This window comes from Streptomyces spinoverrucosus, assembly GCF_006539505.1.
Classification (GTDB): domain Bacteria; phylum Actinomycetota; class Actinomycetes; order Streptomycetales; family Streptomycetaceae; genus Streptomyces; species Streptomyces spinoverrucosus.
On record NZ_BJND01000063.1, the window covers coordinates 22,807 to 41,290 of the forward strand.

Here is an 18,484-nt window from a genome sequence, read left to right on the forward strand (position 1 = left end):
AGTCTAGATGGTTCTGGATTCCTCGTCCAACGGCAGGACGGACCGCTCGGCGACGACGGGGCGAAACCGTGTCAACAACGCGAACGACTCCCCAACGGCGCCGCGGAGAGCTCCGGCACCACATTTGCGCGACTTAGGGCACGCCGAGGGCACGGAGACCTGGGCTCTGACCAGGGCAGATACCTGGCCCTTGAGGTGGTCGTGCTGGCCGGATTTGGAATCCGCCTCCAAGTGTCTCGTGCCCAGGACAGCTGTGGTTGCGGACGCGTATGCGCGGTGGCCGCCGGCTGTCATTCGACGCCGACTCCGTAGGCGCGAGCGAGGCCGTCGAGGCCGTCTGCCCATTGGCGGGGCCTGTGGGACAAGGAGAAGCGCGCGGATACACCAAACCGGTACATGGACTACACTTGGTACATGTCCATGAAGCGCACCAACGTCTACGCCGACCCCGAGGACCTGGCGATCATCAAAGAGGCCGCCAAGCGCCGGGGCATAAGCGAGGCCGAGATCATCCGTCAGGGCATCCACCTTGCAGCCATGGCGAACCGGGTCTGGGACGAGCCGCTGTTCTCACGCACCTTCGAGGGGCCGGGGCGCACACTGTCCAAGCCAGAGGTCCGCGACACGGTCGCGGAGGCCGTCCGGCGGGAGACCGGCTCGGGTTCCGGATCCGCCGCGTGATCATTGTCATCGCCGATACGTCCGGCCTTCTGGCAGCCCTGGACTCGGCTCATCCGGAGCACGGGGCGGCGAACGAGGCGATCATGGCGGCGGGCCTGCTGGTCATGTCCCCGCTCCTGCTGGCCGAACTGGATCACGTGGCGACGCGTGAGCTCGGCAGGGAGGCTGCCCTCAGCGCGGTCGACGACCTGAGGCGCTGGATGAGCCGGGGTCGTGTCGTCATGCCGGAGATCACGGAGGACCACCTGGGTGCCGCCCAGTCTGTCCGTGTCCGCTACCGCGCGCTGGACCTCGACCTCGCCGACGCTGTGAACGTGGCGCTTGCCGCCGACTACGACACGGACGCGATTCTCACCCTCGACCGACGAGACTTCCGGGCCGTACGCCCGTTGGGCCGCTACAAGGCGTTCCGGGTACTCCCCGACGACCTCCCGCTCTGACGCAGGACCCTCGGCGGTCAAGTGCCCGCTCCCACAAGGGGCTTGTGCACCGCCCACGACGAAGCACGTGCAGGACGGGTGTCCGCCATCGCCCAGGAACAGCAGGCTGAGGGCTCGCTTCCGGCTCATCCAAGTGAAAGCGCAGGTCAGCGCCACGTTGCGACGTGATGGGGCCGCCCTCGCGAGGCGCGCGTGCCCTCCGCATGATCGCACGGACAGAAAGCGGACTTTCAGGTGGCCGCCACGCGAACGAGCACGAAGCCCGCGACCGCCAGTACGAAGACCGAGAACGCGCGTCGCAGCGCCTTGGCCGGAAGCCGGCAGCCCACCGGCGCGGCCGCGGCGGCGCCGAGGAGGGCGCACGCCGTGAAACTGCCTGCCAGCAGCGGGTCGAGATCCACGTGGCCGAGCCAGGACACCAGCCCGCTGAACGAGTTCAGCACGATGATCACCAGCGCCGTGCCCGCGATGTGTGATGTGCGACACATCAGTCCATTGGTTACGTTGAGGTGCCTGGTTACCGAGGGTGAGTATGGCGGTGCAGCAGGACGAACTCACCGAAGGAGAGGGGCCGGCCATGGGGTCCACCACCGCGCTCAGGATCGCCCGGCAGTACGCCGACGGGGTCTCCGCCAAGGACTTCGCCACAGTCACGGGCTTGTTCGCCGACGACATCGTGTGGCACCAGCCGGGCGACAACCGCTTCTCCGGTTCGCATCGCGGCACGGCCGCGATCGGCGAGATGTTCGGCGGCATGATGACGGTCACCGAAGGGACGTTCGCGCTGGAGCCGACCACGGAGCCCATGGCGAACGGCTCACTGGTCGCGGTCACCGTCCACTTCTCGGCCGAGCGGGACGGCGTAGTGATGGGAATGAACGGCGTCGACCTGCTGCGGATCGAGGGCGAGCGCATCGCGGAGGTGTGGCTCTTCTCGGCCGGCCAGCAGGGCGAGGACGAGTTCTGGGGCAATGCCTGAGAGCGGGTCTGCCGAAACCTGACCGGGCGTCATCGATCCATCCCGAGTCGCGTATGTCGCGCCTCGCATCCCACCTGTAACAGCAAGTCGTACTGCCTCTATGCCAGGGGCATAAGGAGTGTTGTCATGACCAGCAAGAACGTCGACATCGCAAGTGAGTACTTCCAGGCCGTGCAGACGGGTGACCTGCCCAAGGTGGGCGAGCTTCTGGACGAGGCGATCGTCTGGCACCAGCCGGGCGCCAACCGGTTCTCCGGTGAGCACAAGGGGCGCGACGCCGTCTTCGCAATGCTCGGCGGGATGATGGAGGCCAGCCAGGGCTCCTTCGCCATCGACACGGTCCACGCCCTGATGGGCAACGGCGACATGGTGGCCGCCTCGATCCACTTCGCCGGGCGGCGCGACGACGCCTCCATGAGCATGGACGGCGTGGATGTCCTGCGCCTCAAGGACGGCAAGATCGTCGAGATGTGGCTGTTCTCCGGCGACCAGGCGGCCGAGGACGCCTTCTGGGGACAGTAGGCCGCCCGCATCCTTCCCGGACGGAAGCCGTCCGGCACTGCGGTACCGTGCCGGACGGCTTGTTGCGTGGGTTACCAGGCGACCGACGGCACGATCCCTCGACTACGGGTGACTCCGGGCGCGAGTTCAGGACGCCGCCCGCACCGTCGGGTCCACGTACCCGTCACGGACACTGGCGGGCGTCGTAGCTCTCGCGGGCCGCGAGTACCTCGGAGATGTGGTCCTCGGCCCAACTGCCCAATGCATGAATCGGGGCGTGCAGGGTGCGACCCAGTGCGGTCAGCTCGTATTCGACCCTGGGCGGTACCTCGGCGTACACGTGCCGGGTGACGATTCCGTCCCGTTCCAGGTCTCGGAGGGTCTCGGTGAGGACCTTGGAGCTGATGCCGTCGACGGTGGCGCGCAGGTCGCGGAAGCGCATGCGGTCGGCACTGAGGGCGATGACCACCATGGCCGTCCACTTGTTGGCGACGCGAGCGAGTGAGGTGCGGGACGGGCAGGTCGCCGTCATGACGTCGAAGGCCGGAAGCTCTGGCATGCGTGACATCCCCTCATTGGTTACGTGAAGGCGACTGTTTACCGGTGGCTGGTTACCGATGGTGAGTGTAGGGCCCCAGGAGGCAGTACTCGACTGAGCTCGGCTGAGGAGAACCGATCGCGGAGCCCACCACCACGCTCGCCGGTATGTTCGCCGACGACAGGCAGCGCCGGGAACTACCGGTGGGGCCGAGCCGACCAGTCAGGAGAGAACTCTCACTGGGAGGTAGTCCATGGAACGCCGTACTTTCCTGCAGGCGTCCGCGTTGTCGACCGGGCTGGTGGCGACGCGCCCCTCGCCTCGGCGGCGTCGCCGTTGCGTGTCCAGATTCTGCTCTACGAGGGTGTGGAGGAATTGGATTCCGTCGCGCCTTTCGACGTGCTGTCCATCGCCGCCAACATGGGCGGCGCCATCCGGACGACACTTGTGTCGACCAACAAGCCGACCATGGTCACCGCGTCGAGGGGTCTGCGGATCGAGGTACCGCGCGGCTGGTCACCGCAGGACGCCGATGTGCTGATCGTGCCCGGCGGCATGCGGCACGACCAGCCAGGATCGGGCATGCACCGGCTGCTCGCGGACAAGGCGTTCATCCGGCGCCTCGCCGACGTCGAAGCGATCATGGTCGGGGTCTGCACGGGCGTGATGGCCTTGTCGGCGGCCGGATTCACGCGCGGCAGGCCGGCCACCACCCACTCGGACAGCAAGGCCGCACTCGCCGCACAGGGCGCGAAGGTGGTCAACGCGCGCGTGGTCGATGACGGCGACCTCGTCACGTGCGGTGGCATCACCTCCGGCCTGGATGCCGCGGTCTGGCTGGTCGAGCGGTTCCTCGGCGCGCAGTTCGCCAACCAGGTCGAGACCGTATTGGAGTACGAGCGCCGCGGCACGGTCTGGCGTAACTCGTAGCGCAGCTTGAAGGGTTGATCACTCTCGGCGACGCTGGACCCACTCGGCGAACCGGCGGTGCGCGGTCGGAGCGCTGACCCCGAACGAGGTGGGCAGTGCCGACCAGGCGCACCCCGGTTTGCAGCACGGTGGAGGGCGGGTCAGGACGGGATGATCTGCCATTGCTGCCGTGTCTGTGACGCGTACGGCTGCTGCTCGATGTTGGCTCCGTCGGTGGTGCTGCCCTCGTCGACGCCGAGGGAGAGCCCGCTGTAGCGGTTGATGAGGAAGTGGTTTCCGTCACCGGTGGGCGTGACGGCCCAGTGCTGCTGGGGGGCGTCGGCGTCTGACCAGATGCCGACGTTGCCGCCGTCCGCGCGGGAGAGATCCGCGACCTCCAGGAGCTTGCCGCTGCCCACACCCTTGATCTTGTAGTAGCCGTCGCCGGTGCTGGTGAAGGTCCACCTCTGGTTCGCCCGGTTGAGCCACGGCCACTGCAGGACGTTGGTGCCGTTGGCGGTGCCCGCGCCCTCCACGTCGGCGACCTTGCCGCTGTGCCGGGCGACCAGCCGGTAGACGGTGCCGTCGCCGGGCAGTGTGCTGGACACCAGCGCAGGCTTGGCCGTCCGGCCGCCGATCCTGACGCCGCCGATGTTGGCGTAGCCGCCGGTGGCCGCGTTGACCTGGATCCGTACGAAGCCCACGTTCCGGGCGGGCCACTCGACCAGCTTGGTCTTGTGGTTGCCGGCCCAGGTGCCGGTGGCGACGTGGGTGAAGGTGACCCCGTCGGTGCTGGTGGAGATGGTGTAGGAGGTGATGTCACCGTCGGTGGAGTTGGTGCGGTTCCACTGCTTGGGCAGGTACTCCAGGGTGGAGACGTTGCTCCACACGCCGCCCAGGTCGATGGTGATGGACTGCGGCAGCGACAGGCTCCACGTCGACCAGCAGGTCTCGTAGCGGACGTCGCTGAGTCCGTCGATGGCGTGGAGCGGTCCCTCGCCGGTGTGGAAGGCGGTCGCATACGCGTTGACCGGTGTGAGGGGGTGCTCGGCGCGCAGCAGCTGGGTGGGCAGCGGCGGCCTGGAGGTGTCGGGGCTCCATGCGGCGCCGACCTCGGCGAGGCGGTTGACGATGTTGGTGTCCAGCAGGCCGTCGCGGTTGGGCGGGCAGTTGAGGATGAAGGAGGTGTACTTGGGTTCCAGGTCGGTGAGGTGGGAGAGGATCGCCGACTTGCTCATGAGGCTTTCGGTCGGGGTGGAGGGGTGCCAGAACCATCCGTTGCTGATGGTCTGTCCCTGCATTCCGGCGTAGGTGTTGCCCGTCGGCGCCGTGATGCCCAGCGGCTCCTCGAAGAAGATCGCCTCGCTGAGGAAGGGCTCGGTCAGTCCGCCGATGTCGATCATGACGCAGTCCGGCTGCAGCTGCTTCACCAGCGAACGGATCCTCTGGTAGGAGACGGACTGCTGCCCCATCTGCCATGCGTAACCGTCGGTCATGAACATGTCGATGGTGCCGTAGTTGGTGAGCAACTCGGTGATCTGACCGAGGATGAAGGTCATGTCGCCGGGCTGGATGGCATCGGTGATTTCGAGCCCGGTCACCTTGTGCCGGCTCTCCCATGCCTCGACGCCGAAGGTGCGGTCCCAGATCGAGTAGTAGAACCCGACCTTCAGCCCCTTCGCCCGGAAGGCGTCGCAGTACGCCCGCACCACGTCCTGCTTGTAGGAGCTGTTCGCGACATTCTGGGTGCCATACGCGCTCGGCCACAGGGCGAAGCCGTCATGGTGCTTGGTGGTCAGGATGCCGTAACTCATCTTCGCGGCAACCGCCGCGTCGGCCCACTGCGCGCAGTTGACGCTCGGGGGAGCGAAAAGGGTGGGGCTCTGGTTGGGTTCGGCCCACTCCTGGTTCGTGAACGTGCCCAGGCTGAAGTGGTTGAACATGCCGAACCGCATGTCGACCATCTTGCTCAGGTTGCTCTGTGTGTCTGCGGCGGCCGCCTCCGACAGAAGGCCGGAGAAGCCGGGGACGATCGGCAGGGCGGTCGCGGCGGTCGCCGCACCCGCGGTGCCGAGAAACGTACGGCGATTCATTCTTGATGAGGACATGGCCCACTCCTGAGGATCGATGGCATTGATCGCGATGACGACGGCTGTGGAACGGTGCTCCGCTGGAACCTGCCAGCTGGGCAGGTGCCACGTGGAAGGTGACCGCCCGAGGTTGGCGACCGGGTTGTCGTGGGCACCATGCCCGGCAAGAGCCGGAAGGGGTGACCACGGCGTCGTAACCCGCGAAGACCTCCGCGACATGTCGTTGAAACAGGTGATGAAGAGAGCTACGCGCATGGTGCTTCCTGAGGAACCGGGGAGCCGGTGACGGTCAGTCCGTAGGTCCGCAGGGCGGTTCCCGTGAAGACCTCTCGGCGTTCGGCAGGATGGAGTGCTGCCATCAACTCCTGCGCGGCAGCGACGACTTCGGCGTAGGTGGCGGCCAGCCGGCAGACGGGCCAGTCGGAGCCGAACATCAGCCGCCGCGGTCCGAAAGCATCCAGCACTGTGTCCGCGTACGGCCGGAGGTCCTCGACGCTCCACTGGCCCCAGTCGGCCTCGGTCACCATGCCGGAGAGTTTGCAGACGGTGTTGGGCAGCGAGGCCAGCAGGCGCACCGCGTCCGCCCACGGCCGCAGCTCGCCCGAGGCGATGGGGGGCTTGCCCGCATGATCGAGTACGAAGGTGAGGCTGGGAAGCAGTCGGGCGGTCTCATGGGCGGCCGCGAGCTGGTGGGGCCTGACAACCAGGTCGTACACGAGCCCTGCCTCGGCCACTGCGGCGAGCCCACGCAGCACGTCCGGCCGCACCAGCCAGCGAGGATCGGATTCGCCCTGCACCTGGTGGCGGATGCCCACCAGGTGCTCGCCACCCGGCCCCTCCCGCAGCGCCGCGAGCGCGCGGGCGACATCCGGGGAGGTCAGGTCGGTCCAGCCCACGACGCCGGCCACCAGGTCGCTGTCCTGGGCCAAGGCCAGGAACTCGGGCGTTTCCTCCGGTACATCGATCGTCTGGACCAGGACCGTCGCGGTGACGTCGGCGGCCCGGGCCTCCGGCTCCAGGTCGGCGAGCGTGAAGTCGCCGCGCAGCGGGGCGAGTTCCCGTCCGGTGATCCAGTCCTGGTCGCGGACGGAGAGGTCCCACACGTGGTGGTGTGTGTCGATGACGCCCCCACCGGTGTTCGCCTCCATGGCGGTCACCCCCACGACTCCCCCTTCGGTCGATCGGTCTCTTCGACCGGTGTGGCGGCAGGGACGGGGACGTGCGGGGGCAGCAGCCCCTCGGCGCGCAGTCCGTCCCAGACCGCGGCCGGCATCGTTCGCCGCAGCTGATCCACTGTGTCGCGGACCTCCTCGGCGGAACGGGCTCCGGACAGTACGCTCGCGACCGCCGGATGGCCGAACGGGAAGCGCAGAGCGGCCGCGCGCAGCGGTACGCCGTGGCGTTCGGTGACCGCCTTCATGCGCAGCGCCCGGTCCAGCACGTCTACTGGGGCAGGCGCGTAGTCGTACATGGCCCCGGGTTTCGGGTCGGTGAGCAGACCCGAGTTGAACACCCCGCCGACGATGACTCTCCTGCCGCGGGCGGCGGCCTCCGGCAGTACCTCCGCAAGCCCCTCCTGCTCCAGCAGGGTGTAGCGGCCGGCGAGCAGCACCACGTCGATGTCGGTCTCGCGCAGGAAGCGGGCGGGGAGGGCGCACTGGTTCACTCCGATGCCGATCGCCTTGACGACGCCTTCGCCGCGCAGCCGTTCCAGCGCCGGGTATGCCTCGGTGAGGGCCTGCTCGGCGTGGTGGTCCGGGTCGTGCAGCAGGGCGATGTCCACACGGTCCAGGCCGAGGCGGTCCAGGCTCCCTTCCAGGGAGCGCAGGACTCCGTCGCGGCTGAAGTCCCAGACTCGCCGGTGGGTGCCGGGCACGGCGAAGCCGTGGGCGAGATCGTCGCCGCGGCCACCCTCCGGGTTGGGTTCGAGCAGCCGCCCGACCTTGGTGGAGACGGTGTACGTGTCGCGGTCGCGGTCGCGCAGCGCGGCACCCAGGCGTCGCTCGGACAGCCCGAGTCCGTAGTGCGGGGCGGTGTCGAAGGTGCGTACGCCCGCGTCCCAGGCCGCCTCCACCGCGGCGAACGCGGCCTCGTCGGTGACCGGGCGGAAGAGGTTGCCGATGCCGGCGGCCCCGAACGACAGCTCGGTGACCCTGACTTCGGTGGTGCCCAGCGTGGTCGTTCTCATGCGCCGGCCGCCGGGCGCAGCCGGAGCCCCTGCATGCCACCGTCGACGGCGAGGGCGATGCCGGTGACGGAGGCTGCGGCGGGGCTCGCCAGATAGACCACGGCCGCCGCCACCTCGTCCGCGGTGACCAGGCGGCCCAGGGGCTGGCGTGCGTCGAGGGCGGCGCGTTCCGCCTTCGGGTCGTCTGCGGCGTCCAGGAGCCGGGTCACCCAGGGGGTGTCGGCGGTGCCGGGGTTGACACAGTTGACGCGGATACCCTCACGGACGTGGTCGGCAGCCATCGCCAGGGTCAGCGACAGCACCGCGCCCTTGCTCGCGGAGTACAGGGCGCGCTGGGGAAGGCCCGCGGTGGCCGCGCTGGAACAGGTGTTGACGATCGCCGCGTGCGACGAGCGCCGCAGATACGGGAGGGCGGCGCGGGTGGTGCGCACCGTCCCGAGGACGTTGACGTCGAGGACGCGGTGCCACTCCTCGTCGGGGTTGTCCTCGACGGCGCCGATGGCGCCGATGCCCGCGTTGTTGACCAGGATGTCCAGGCTGCCGAGTTGCTGGGCAGCGGCGTCCACGGCGATACGTACCGAGGCGTCGTCGCCGAGGTCGGCCTTGATGGCGATCAGCGGCTCGGGGGCGCCGGAGGGGTCGAGGTCGAGGACGGCCACCGTGGCGCCATGCTCGGCCAGCATCCGGGACGTGGCCAGCCCGATGCCGGACGCGCCGCCGGTGACGACGGCCTTGAGCCCTGACAGGCCGCTCATGCTGGTCAACTTGCTCAAGGGGGCGCGGTCGACACCGTCCGAGGCGAGGAAGGCGCCGTCGATGTCGGAGGTCACGGAGGACAGATCCAGCAGTCGGCCCTCCTCGGTGCGGACGGCGGGCCGCTCCTCGCCGGGCGCGCCGACTCGTAGAAGTCTCACTGGGCGTCTCCTTGACATGGGTGTTGTCAGGTGGCTGTCGCCGAGGGGGTCAGATGCCAGATCTCGGTCAGGTCCGACCAACTGCCCCCGGTGCCGGTATCTGCCCAGGGCTCCTGACATGGTCCGGTGAGCTTCCACCAGGCTTGGGTGGCCGCGTCGGCGCCGATCGCGGCCATGCCGGCCTCGAAGTCGTCGCCGTGGTACTCGAAGTAGCCGAACAGCGTGTCCTCGCGCAGATAACCCGTTTCATCGGGGTCCTTCCGTGAGTGTGGGCGGCGGTGCCGGACAGCCCGCCATGGCCCTGGCCGGTGACGCATTGGCGTGGGCGTCCGCACGGCGTGGGGCTTGGCGACGACGCCGACGTCAGGGAACGCCGGTTGAACACGGCGGCGCCAAGGGCGCGGCTGCCGCCTCACTCCTTTGTCGCGCCGGCGAGCATGCCGGACACGAGAGCGCGTTGGGAGAAGAGGAAGACGATCAGAACGGGGACGATGGTCACGAGGGTGGCCAGGGCCAGTTCGGGTCGCATGATCTGGTTTCCCGCGCCGCTGGAGGTGTTGAACAGCGGCGAGGCGGCGAGCAGGTTGTTCAGCCCCACCTGCGCCGGGTATTGGGAGCTGTCGGGCAGCATCACGAACGGCAGGAAGAAGTTGTTCCAGTTGCCGACGAAGTTGAAGAAGCCGACCAGGGCGATCACGGGCTTGGCCAGCGGCATCGCGATGAGACGGAAGACCTGCCACTCCGAGCAGCCGTCGATGCGTGCTGCGGCGAGCAGGTCGGAGGGGACGTTGGAGGAGAAGTAGATGTAGGTGAGGTAGACCCCGAACGGGAAGAAGGAGAAGGGCAGGATGACCGACCAGATCGTGCCGTCCAGGTGCACGGCGTTCATCCCCAGGTACAGGGGCAGCACCATCGCGGCCGTCGGCATGAGCATCACGAGCATGGTGATGGTCAGCAGCATCCGTCGCCCGATGAACCGGGTGAGAGCCAGCGCGTACCCGGCGGGGATCGACGTCACCAGGGTTATGGCCAGCGCGCCGAACGTGTAGAGCGCCGAGTTCAGCAGCCAGGTGATGATGGCGCCGTCCTGGAACGCGTAGAGGTGGTGCCAGGCGTCGGCGACCGCGCCGAGAGAGCCGAAGGAGAACGGGTTGTCCCGCACGATCTGGCCATCGGTCTTGGTCGGGGCCAGCAGGAGCCACACCACCGGCACGCAGAAGAACAGCACGGACAGGCCCATGACGATGAGCCAGGCCAGCCGGGCGGCCAGTGAGCTTGGGCGGCGCTTCCGGCGCATGGGCTTCCTCGGGCTGGAGTGGGCGTCGGCGGTACGGGGCGGCGGGGTTCGGCGGGCTGTGGTCGTGGGAGCTGTGGTCATCCTTCGTCCCTGTCGAACAGGCCGGTACGGAAGACGACGAGCGCCGCGCAGGCGAGGCCCAGGATGAGGAGGTCGACGGAGAGCGCCGCCGCGCCGTTGAAGTCGCCTGCCTGGAAGGCGTACTGGTAGGAGAGCTGGTTCGGTGACCAGCTGTCGGGGATCATTCCCCAGCTGGCGAGGGAGACCAGTTGCGGCTCGACGAAGAGCTGGGTGCCGGCCGCGAAGGCCAGGATCAGCATGTACGCGATCCACTTGGTGATCATCGGGATCTGGATGCGCAGGGCGATCTGGAGCGTGCTGGCGCCGTCGATGCGGGCGGCCTCCAGGATCTCGTCCGGGATGCTGTTGAGCGCGCCGTACATGACCACGATCCAGCCGCCGGCCCCGGTCCAGAAGGCGATGACGGTGAAGAGCACCGGCAGGTGACCGGGGGCGTTGACCTGGGCGAGGGTGTTCCAGCCGAAGCTCTTCAGCAGCCAGCCGACGGGACTGGCAGCCGGGTCGAGAAGTATCAGGAAGAGCAGTACGCTCGCCACCCCGGCGAGGGCACCCGGCAGGTAGAACAGGAACCGCAGGGTGGTGGAGGTCCTGCGCATGCGGCCGTGCAGCATCAGGGAGAGCAGCACCACCAGGATCATCAGGCTGGCCAGCCAGACCACCAGGTACAGGCCGATGTGGAGGAAGGCCGGACCGAAGCGGTAGTCGGTGAACGTCCGGGTGAAGTTGCCGAGTCCGACGAGCTGGTTGCGGGAGTTGGACAGCGCCAGCCACACCGCGTAACAGGTGGGCAGGACGCCGAAGGCGAGTAGGAGGAGGACGTAGCCGGAGACGAAGACGTAGCCGGCTCGTCCGACCGGGTTTCGGGCCGAGCGGCCGCCACGGCGGCCGCTCCGCTCCGTTGCGAGGTGGGTGGTCATCGGTCCGCTTCGCTAGTTGACGGTGTAGCCGAGGGACTTGGCCTTGTTGGTGATGGCCGTCTGCCAGGTGTCCAGGGTGTCGGTGAGGGTCTTGCCGGAGTTCAGGGCGGGGACCACCGTGGAGGAGTAGATGGCTTCCTGGCTGTACTGGGTGGCGGACCAGCCGGGCCAGATCAGTTCCGCGGATTCCTTGAAGACGGGGCTGACGTCCTCGGCGAAGTAGCCGGTCTTCTTCTGGTTGGCGAGCCAGGTGACCGCGGCCTTCTTGTACGCGGGGTAGGTGCCCGCGGTGCCCTGGTAGGCGTCGGAGGTTGTCATCCAGGTGACCAGGTCGGCGGCCGCCTTGAGGTTCTTGCTGTGGGAGGAGACGAACCACAGTCCGCCGCCGACGTTGCCGGTGTAGTTCTTGGCGTCGCCCTCGAACTTCAGCGGGGAGGCGGCGGCGATCTGCCCCTTGGGGATCTTGAAGGTGGAGTTGAAGAGCACCTGGCCGAACCAGGAGGGGCCAGGGAGCATCAGAACCTTGCTCGCCTGATTCTTGATGAAGCCGGCGCTGAAGACGGTGTCCTTGGAGACCGAGCCCTTGGCGATCAAGGTGTCGAGCAGCTTGGCCATCCGGGTGCACTTGGGGTCTTGCAGGTTCACGGTGACCTTCCTGGCACCGGTCGTGGTGCTGGCGGTGCACTGGCTGGCCCAGAAGTACACCTCAGGAGTCCAGGCGTCTCCGGCGGTTCCGACCAGGTAACCGGGGTGTTCCTCGGCTACCTTCTCGCCGAGTGCCTGGTACTCCTCCCAGGTGGTCGGGACCTTGTACCCGAACTTGTCCATGAGGGACTTGTTGTACCAGAGCACGTTCTGGGCCAGGTCGTTGCGCAGGCAGTAGGTGTTGCCGTTGAAGACGCACGGGTCCAGGGCGCCGTCGGAGAAGCCGTCGAGGGTGGTCTTCGGGATGATGTCCCGGTTGACGGGGGCGGCGTAGGGCGTCTTGCCCTGGGAGGCCCAGGTGCCGTCGTTGACGTTGGCGCTGAATGCGACGTCGGGCCAGCCGCTGCCGGTGCGATCGAACAGCTGGACCTTGGCCTGCAGATCGTTGGCGCCGTTGGCGTCCCCGCTGTACGTGACGATCTTGATCTTCACGTTCGGGTGCGCCTTCTGGTACGCCTGCACGCCAGGAACGCGGGTGGCGTCCGCCCAGACCGTGATCTCACTGCCCTGCTGCTGAGCCACGGGCTTGAAGGCCGCCGGGGAGGAAGTCGCGGGGGGTGTGGGGTCCGCGCTGCCGCAGGCAGCGAGCGCGAGCAGGGAGACGGCGCCCAGGACGGCGACGGCCGTGTGCCTGAGCCGGCGGCGGGAGGAAACCGGAACGTCGTCGTTCATGACTGACCTCAGATCTTGGGAAATGGCGCACAGCGGGAGAGGTGCCGCGTTCGGGGTGTTCGAGACAGGCCGTCGGGCCTTGGGCTCCGGTCATCAGGCCCGGGGCGGGGTGATGGTCTCCTTGTCGACAAATCCCTGAAGGGCGGGAGGGTAGTCCAGACCCGCCGGAAGGGCGACGCCCGGACCGGTGGGGGCATGAACGAGGCCGTGGGCGTCGATGCCGCTCTCGCGGCTGATGGGATTCCCCATGACCAGCGACTCGTAGTAGGTGGTGTTCGAGATGGCCATGCACAGGTGCCGGTTGGGGATCTCCGGCCCGTGCACCTCGGCGCGCAGCCGGTAGGCGTCGGCGAGGTGGGCGGTGCGCATCGCGCCGGTGAAGCCGCCGCGCAGTTGGGTGGAGGCGCGGACTCCGAAGGTGGCGGCGCCGGCCTGGATGAAATCGGCCGAGTTCATGTGCGCCCCGTCGGAGGTCTCGGCCACGAGGAGGGGAACGGCCACCGAGTCGGCGAGGCGCTTGTACGCGGTGACACTGAACTCCCTCATCGGCTCCTCGTACCAGAGGTAGTCGGCGTCCGAGAGAGCGTGCCCGAGGTAGATCGCGTCGGGGAGGTCGAAGCCCGCCGACCCGTCGAACATCAGCGGGATGTCGTCTCCCACATGCTCGCGCAATGCCACCGACAGGCGGGCGTCGCGGCGGGCGTCACCCCAGGCATGGAGCTTTATGGCTGGGTAGCCGAGATCCAGGGCCTGGTCGGCGATGTCCAGGTACTCCTCGACCGAGGAATAGGTGACAGTGGAGGCGTAGGCGGGTATCGAGGTGCGGTAACCGCCGAGCATCTGCCAGGTGGGCCGGTCGGCGAGTCGTCCGGCCAGGTCCCACAGTGCGGTGTCGACCAACCCCAGCAGGTAGAGCGGGAGCTCCTCCGTGCGGTCCAGCTCCCACATGCGGTGCCAGAGCCATTCCCGCTGCAGGGGATCGTGCCCCACCAACTCCTTGCGCAGTACGCGGTCCAGCAGGTCCGCCAGGATGACACCGCTGCCACGCCGGGGGGACATCGCCACCCCCTCGACCCCTTCGTCCGTGCAGATGCGCAGCACCGCGGCCTCGCCCTCGGACGGGCTGCCCAGGAGTCCGTCCCGCCAGACGAAGGGCGGACTGGCTCCCGGCACCCGGACCGGATGGCACTCGACTTCGGTAATGCGCACGGCTTGCACCCCTTGCACGGGAAAGTACTGCTGCGTAATTTTCGTGTAACGTAAGTCGTCATACGAATGCTGTCAAGAAGTTCCGCGCAGTAGACTCGCCGCCATCGGCACGCATCAGCAAGGGGACCCGCATGGCCAAGGACAGCACCGGAAGAACAGGGGAGCCTCCCGTTCTCAAGCCCTGGCCCAAGCGTCCGGCCCGACTGGCGCAGGCCGTCATGGAGAGCCTGACCGACACGATCGTGTCGGGCGCCATTCCTCCAGGATCGACCCTGCCGGTGGAACCCGAGCTCTGCGAGACGTTCGGCGTCAGCCGAATCACCATCCGCGAGGCAGTCAAGTCCCTGGAGGCCAAGGGGCTGGTCCAGGCCCGGCAGGGCTACGGCACCACCGTCACCCCACCCGAGGAATGGAACCTCCTCGACCCCGCCGTGCTCGCCGCGACCGTCCAGCATGACGACCAGCTCGTCGTCCTCGACCAGTTGGTCGACATCCGGTCGACGCTGGAAGCCCAGATGACAGCCCAGGCTGCGGAGCTGGCCACCGACGACGACCTGCGAGCCATCGAGCGGCTGCTCGCCCGGCTCGACGAGGAGACCGCCGTCCCGGCACGCTTCATCGAGACCGACGTGGCCTTCCACGACCGGATCATGCAGGCATCCCACAACAGGCTCGGGCGTTCCATCATCCGGATCCTCCACGCCCAGGCGCGCACGACGTTCCTCTACAACGGCACACCGGACGCGACCGCATGCGAGCAGGCCAACGCGGAGCACCGCGCAGTCGCCGAGCGGCTGCTGGCCCGGGACTCCGAGGGGGCCGCGCAAGCCATGGCGGCACACATCACGACCGCTTGGAACCGCCGCCGCGTGCCGAACGTCGGCTCGCCCGCCTCCTGAGAGCACTCCCACCGACTCGCCCCCGAGCCAAACAGGCCGGGGGCGTTCGCATGTCCAGGTCCCGCCGAGCCGGCAGCGCGCGACCTATTGACGAAATTCATATGACGTCTAATGTTACATCGCTCTTACCCCTTCCCCCTCTTGTCGCTGGGCTCTCCCCTGCCCGCCCACGCACACCACGGGCCCCCTGAACCTCCCGGAAGGTGTCACATGCGAACAACCCGCATACGTCCCACGGTTCCTGGCCGTCTCAGGTCATGGCTGGCCACAGCCGCCGTCCTCACCGCCTCGACCGCCACCGTCCTCGTCCAGGCCGGCCCCGCCTTCGCGGCCGGCACGACGCTCTACGCCTCACCGAGCGGCTCCGGCACCGCCTGCTCCGTGAAACGGCCGTGCTCCGTCACCCAGGCCAAGAGCAAGGTGCGGGCGACCAACAACTCCATGAAAGGGGACATCACCGTCGAGCTCGCCGACGGCACCTACCGGCTCTCCGCGCCGCTCGCCTTCACCTCGGCGGACTCCGGCACAGGCGGCCACACGGTGACCTGGAAGGCCGCGCTGGGCGCCCACCCCGTCATTACCGGAGCACAGAAGGCCACCGGCTGGACCGTGCAGGACTCGGCCAAGAACATCTGGAAGGCCGACGTCGGCACCGGCTTCGACACGCGCCATCTGTCCGTCGACGGCGTCATGGCCACCAGGGCCCGCGCCGAGATCCCCCGCTCGGACCTGACCGCGACCACCAGCGGCTACACGTTCACCAACAGCTCACTGAGCTACCTCAACAGCCTCGCGCAGCCCGAACGGACCGAGATCCACGGCATCGGATCCTTCACCGACCGCTACGCCCCGGTGACCGGCATCAGCAGCGGCACCATCACCATGGCCCAGCCCTCGTGGAACAACAACACGTTCGGCTACGACACCCTGACGAGCCCCTTCCGGGCCGGCCCCCTCTACATCGAGAACGCCTACGAATTCCTCGACTCGGCCGGCGAGTGGTACCTCGACACCGCTACCGGCACCCTGTACTACAAGCCGCTCGCCGGGCAGGACATGAGTGAGGCCGACGTCGAGGTGCCGAAGCTGGAGTCGCTCATCAGCGTCGGAGGGACGTACTCCTCCCCCGCCACCCACATCGCCTTCTCAGGGCTGCAGTTCTCGGGCACCAGTTGGCTGGACCCCACCACCCACGGCTACGCCAGCCAGCAGACCGGCGCGTACCTCTCCGGTACCTGGGACCGCCCGTCGGATGCGCTGACCTCGTGTCAGAGCGGTTGCCGGCTCTTCGAGGCGGCACGCCCTCACTGGAAGCAGATGCCCTCCGCCGTCCAGGTCTCGGCCGCCGACCACATCGCGTTCACCGGTAACCGGTTCACCCAGCTCGGACAGAACAGCCTCGGCATCGGCAACGACGCCAACGCCCACACCACCGGCGTCGGACTCGGCGCCCGCAGCATCACAGCGACCGGCAACGTCTTCACCCAGAACGCGGGCGGCGGCATCGCCGTCGGCGGCGTTCGGGCGGACGCGCACCACCCCAGTGACAGGCGGATGACCAACCGGGACATCACGCTGAGCAACAACCTCATCCATGACGTGGCGCTGGAATACCGTGACATGTCGGCCATCCTCGTCACCTACGTGAACGGCGCGACCATCTCGCACAACGAGATGTACAACCTGCCCTACTCCGGCCTCACCATCGGCTACGGCTGGGGCGCCAACGACATCGGCGGCAGCCAGGACTACGTCAACCGGGGCCTGTACAACTACCAGCCCATCTACACGACCGCGACAACCGCTGCGAACAACCACGTCACCGACAACTACATCCACGACCTCATGCAGCAGATGACTGACGGCGGCTGTCTGTACACCCTGTCGGCGTCACCGGGCAGCACCTTCGAACGCAACTACTGCCACAGCAACAACGGTTGGTTCGGCTTTTACCACGACGAGGGCTCCCGGAACTTCACGGACACCAACAACGTCTTCCGGAACACCGGCGAATGGGGCCATGAGAACAGCAATGCGACCAACAACACCGGCGCCCTGACCCTGATCGACAACTGGACGAACAACAGTCACGCGAACATCACCAACACCAACGGCCGCGGTGACGTGGTCAGCGGCACCGTCGTCGTCAGCGACGGCAACTGGCCGTCAGCCGCCAAGACGGTCATGAACAACGCCGGTATCCAGCCCCTGTACCGCCCGCTGACCACCGACCCCGTCAACTCCCCCTACAGCGCCTACTCCTCCACCCCCGCCAACACCGGCCAGAGCGGCGGCCACTTCACGATCACCGACGCGGGCGAGGACATCTGGGGTGCCGGCGGACAGCACGAAGACGAGTACGGCACCGTCTTCCGAAACGGGGCAGCTGTCGACGGCACGTCGGTGACCGCCCGGGTCGACAGCCTGGACAAGACCAGCGGCTGGGCCAAGGCCGGCGTCGTCCTGCGCAACGACCTCACGGACGACGGCTCCTCCGCCGGATACGCGGCTGTGGTGGTGACCCCGAACAACGGCGTCAGCTTCCAGCGGGACTCCGACGCCGACGGCTACCTCGACCAGCTCACGTCCACCGCTGCCACCGTCAAGGCACCGGTCTGGTTGCGGCTCACCCGCACTGCCACCCAGGTGTCCGCCTACTACTCCACCGACGGATCCACCTTCACTCAGGTCGGCTCGACGGTGACCCTGCCGTCCATGGCGACCACCCAGGATGCCGGTGTCATCCACACAGCCCACAGCACCACCGCCGGCAGCGCGACATTCAGCAACCTGCGCATCGTCACCTCTCCCTACAAGGCATACAGTTCGATTCCGGCCGCCGTCAGCCAGAGCGGCGGAGTGACCTCCCTGACCGGCGCGGGCATCGACGTATGGCGCTCGGGCACGGCATACGACGACGAGTATTCCGCCGCCTACCAGACGGGGGCGGCTGGAACGTCCTCGACCGTCACCGTCCGCGTCGCCAGTCAGGACAAGACCAACAGCTGGGCCAAAGCCGGCCTGATGCTGCGAAACAACATCGCCTCCGCCGGCTCGTCCACCGGATACCTCGTCCTCGCCACCACCCCCGGCAACGGAATCGCCCTGCAGTCGGACTCCAACGGTGACGGCTACCTCGACACCAACACCACCAAGACCGGAACCGCCACCGTCGCCCCTGTCTGGCTCCGCCTGGTCAGGAGCGGCACGTCGGTCACCGGCTCCTACTCCGCCGACGGCACCACCTGGACCACTGTCGGCACCGCGACCCTGACCGGGGCGAACAGCACCCTGGACGCGGGCATGTTCTCCACGGCCCACGCCGGAACCATCGGCACCGCGAACTTCAGCCGGTTCTCCGTCAGCTGACGAAGCGGTTCGGGTCACGGTCTCCGAAACGAGCTCCGCGTGCCGGTGCGACCTCCGCACCGGCACGCGGAGCACCGTCATGTCCGGGCCGACCT

18 protein-coding genes are annotated in these 18,484 nt (G+C 67.9%); 7 read left to right on the forward strand and 11 right to left on the reverse strand.

Annotation, left to right across the window (positions count from 1 at the left end; translation table 11 throughout):
- The first annotated feature begins 414 nt into the window (after nucleotides 1-414).
- On the forward strand, nucleotides 415-681 hold the full coding sequence (locus SSP24_RS33440) for a ribbon-helix-helix domain-containing protein (protein WP_141313723.1): 267 nt from the start codon (nucleotides 415-417) through the stop codon (nucleotides 679-681).
- Complete coding sequence (locus SSP24_RS33445) at nucleotides 678-1,121, forward strand: PIN domain-containing protein (RefSeq protein WP_141313724.1); 444 nt, start codon at nucleotides 678-680, stop codon at nucleotides 1,119-1,121. The genes SSP24_RS33440 and SSP24_RS33445 overlap by 4 nt, the downstream gene beginning before the upstream one ends.
- A gap of 230 nt (nucleotides 1,122-1,351) precedes the next feature.
- Here SSP24_RS33445 and SSP24_RS33450 read toward each other — a convergent pair whose 3' ends face one another.
- Nucleotides 1,352-1,609, reverse strand: a complete 258-nt coding sequence (locus tag SSP24_RS33450; protein ID WP_141313725.1) for a TSUP family transporter — start codon at nucleotides 1,607-1,609, stop codon at nucleotides 1,352-1,354.
- An 89-nt stretch (nucleotides 1,610-1,698) separates the two neighbouring features.
- Between SSP24_RS33450 and SSP24_RS33455 the strand changes: the two genes are divergently transcribed.
- Both SSP24_RS33455 and SSP24_RS33460 read left to right on the forward strand, forming a co-directional pair.
- On the forward strand, nucleotides 1,699-2,100 hold the full coding sequence (locus SSP24_RS33455; protein ID WP_141313726.1) for a nuclear transport factor 2 family protein: 402 nt from the start codon (nucleotides 1,699-1,701) through the stop codon (nucleotides 2,098-2,100).
- Between the two features lie 126 nt (nucleotides 2,101-2,226).
- Nucleotides 2,227-2,622, forward strand: a complete 396-nt coding sequence (locus tag SSP24_RS33460) for a nuclear transport factor 2 family protein (RefSeq protein WP_141313727.1) — start codon at nucleotides 2,227-2,229, stop codon at nucleotides 2,620-2,622.
- A gap of 163 nt (nucleotides 2,623-2,785) precedes the next feature.
- On the opposite strand, the gene SSP24_RS33465 is transcribed toward SSP24_RS33460, so the two are convergent.
- Nucleotides 2,786-3,160, reverse strand: a complete 375-nt coding sequence (locus tag SSP24_RS33465; protein ID WP_107446466.1) for a winged helix-turn-helix transcriptional regulator — start codon at nucleotides 3,158-3,160, stop codon at nucleotides 2,786-2,788.
- Nucleotides 3,161-3,475: 315 nt separating this feature from the next.
- Here SSP24_RS33465 and SSP24_RS33470 point away from each other — a divergent pair, with 315 nt between their 5' ends.
- Nucleotides 3,476-4,069, forward strand: coding sequence for a DJ-1/PfpI family protein (locus tag SSP24_RS33470; RefSeq protein WP_141313728.1), 594 nt, complete (start codon nucleotides 3,476-3,478; stop codon nucleotides 4,067-4,069).
- A gap of 140 nt (nucleotides 4,070-4,209) precedes the next feature.
- On the opposite strand, the gene SSP24_RS33480 is transcribed toward SSP24_RS33470, so the two are convergent.
- The 9 genes from SSP24_RS33480 to SSP24_RS33520 form a co-directional block, all read right to left on the reverse strand.
- Complete coding sequence (locus SSP24_RS33480) at nucleotides 4,210-6,156, reverse strand: RICIN domain-containing protein (protein ID WP_141313730.1); 1,947 nt, start codon at nucleotides 6,154-6,156, stop codon at nucleotides 4,210-4,212.
- A 227-nt stretch (nucleotides 6,157-6,383) separates the two neighbouring features.
- A complete protein-coding gene (locus SSP24_RS33485; RefSeq protein WP_141313744.1) occupies nucleotides 6,384-7,286 on the reverse strand; it encodes an amidohydrolase family protein in 903 nt (300 codons plus the stop codon).
- 5 nt (nucleotides 7,287-7,291) lie between these two features.
- Nucleotides 7,292-8,326, reverse strand: coding sequence for an aldo/keto reductase (locus SSP24_RS33490; RefSeq protein ID WP_141313731.1), 1,035 nt, complete (start codon nucleotides 8,324-8,326; stop codon nucleotides 7,292-7,294).
- The gene (locus SSP24_RS33495) at nucleotides 8,323-9,081 is read right to left on the reverse strand and encodes an SDR family NAD(P)-dependent oxidoreductase (RefSeq protein ID WP_141313745.1); all 759 of its coding nucleotides are present in this window, start codon (nucleotides 9,079-9,081) and stop codon (nucleotides 8,323-8,325) included. The genes SSP24_RS33490 and SSP24_RS33495 overlap by 4 nt, the downstream gene beginning before the upstream one ends.
- Before the next feature lie 185 nt (nucleotides 9,082-9,266).
- Nucleotides 9,267-9,575, reverse strand: a complete 309-nt coding sequence (locus tag SSP24_RS33500; protein WP_229866305.1) for an L-rhamnose mutarotase — start codon at nucleotides 9,573-9,575, stop codon at nucleotides 9,267-9,269.
- Between the two features lie 77 nt (nucleotides 9,576-9,652).
- Nucleotides 9,653-10,537, reverse strand: coding sequence for a carbohydrate ABC transporter permease (locus SSP24_RS33505; protein ID WP_141313747.1), 885 nt, complete (start codon nucleotides 10,535-10,537; stop codon nucleotides 9,653-9,655).
- Between the two features lie 77 nt (nucleotides 10,538-10,614).
- Entirely contained in the window at nucleotides 10,615-11,535 is a 921-nt protein-coding gene (locus SSP24_RS33510) for a carbohydrate ABC transporter permease (RefSeq protein ID WP_141313732.1), read from the reverse strand.
- Nucleotides 11,536-11,547: 12 nt separating this feature from the next.
- Nucleotides 11,548-12,912 carry an ABC transporter substrate-binding protein gene (locus SSP24_RS33515; RefSeq protein ID WP_141313733.1) on the reverse strand — a complete coding sequence of 455 codons (1,365 nt, stop codon included), beginning with the start codon at nucleotides 12,910-12,912 and terminating at the stop codon, nucleotides 11,548-11,550.
- A gap of 93 nt (nucleotides 12,913-13,005) precedes the next feature.
- Nucleotides 13,006-14,121, reverse strand: coding sequence for an enolase C-terminal domain-like protein (locus SSP24_RS33520; RefSeq protein WP_141313734.1), 1,116 nt, complete (start codon nucleotides 14,119-14,121; stop codon nucleotides 13,006-13,008).
- Between the two features lie 131 nt (nucleotides 14,122-14,252).
- Between SSP24_RS33520 and SSP24_RS33525 the strand changes: the two genes are divergently transcribed.
- Both SSP24_RS33525 and SSP24_RS33530 read left to right on the forward strand, forming a co-directional pair.
- Nucleotides 14,253-15,020 (forward strand): FadR/GntR family transcriptional regulator, encoded by a 768-nt coding sequence (locus SSP24_RS33525; RefSeq protein ID WP_141313735.1) that lies wholly within the window; start codon nucleotides 14,253-14,255, stop codon nucleotides 15,018-15,020.
- A gap of 210 nt (nucleotides 15,021-15,230) precedes the next feature.
- Nucleotides 15,231-18,389: a DUF1349 domain-containing protein gene (locus SSP24_RS33530; protein ID WP_167529775.1), complete on the forward strand. Its 3,159-nt coding sequence runs from the start codon at nucleotides 15,231-15,233 to the stop codon at nucleotides 18,387-18,389.
- Nucleotides 18,390-18,484: the final 95 nt, after the last annotated feature.